The 917-nt window shown below is 43.7% G+C and carries 1 pseudogene; it reads left to right on the forward strand.

Features of this window, described 5'->3' with window-relative positions:
- Positions 1-78 precede the first annotated feature (78 nt).
- A pseudogene (locus tag GNE10_RS34830) lies at positions 79-837 on the forward strand (transposase); the annotation flags it as partial.
- Positions 838-917: the final 80 nt, after the last annotated feature.

A 917-nucleotide genomic window follows, 5' to 3' on the forward strand; every position in this document is an offset into this window, starting at 1 on the left:
TCTGGTAAGGGTTGTAGAGTTAATTTTTACAAAACTTTACAACGTGTCCCATTTTGCACGTATCCCGGCTGTACCCCTTATAGTTCCAAGCGCAGCGTCAATTGGGTCGGCTACAAAGTACACATGACGGAGATTTGTGACGAAAATAGCCCTCGTTTCATTACAAATGTTCACACGACGCTATCCACTATTACTGATGGGCAGGCAGTCCCACCGATTCATGAAGCACTAGCTCTTAAAACATTGCTGCCAAAAGAACATTTAATGGATAGTGGATATACTGCTTCCGAGTATTTGGTCAACAGCAAAACTGATCATGACGTAGAAATAATTGGGCCAGTGCGACCAGACCCCAGTTGGCAAGCAAAAGCGGGGCAGGGATTCGATACAACTAATTTTGTAGTGGATTGGGATAATCAAGTAGTTACTTGTCCACAAGGGCATAAAAGTACCAAATGGATACCAAGAAGCGATGTCAAAGGTCAAGCTATCATTGACATTCGATTTTTGGGTAGTACCTGCCGAGCCTGTCCGGTACGGTCAAAGTGTACCAAATCAAAAACTCAACCACGAGAGTTAAGTATTCAATCTCCAGCACGTCAAATGGCACTCCAGTCACGACGACAACAACAGCAGACACCTGAATGGAAAGAAACTTACAATCAGCGTGCAGGCATAGAAGCAACGCATTCACAAGGTATAAGGCGTTCTGCCCTACGTCGTTCTCGCTACATCGGATTGGTTAAAACCCATCTTCAGCATATTCTGATTGCTAGCGCACTGAATTTAGTCAGGTTGGATGCTTGGCTTAGTGAAATACCCTTTGCCAAAACTCGCTCGTGTGATTTGAACGATAATTTAGCCAAACGGTCACGAAATACTTCACTTTGTACTAGGACAACATATAGTTCAAAGCT

The sequence above is a fragment of the Nostoc sp. 2RC genome (assembly GCF_014222165.1).
GTDB lineage: Bacteria > Cyanobacteriota > Cyanobacteriia > Cyanobacteriales > Nostocaceae > Nostoc > Nostoc linckia.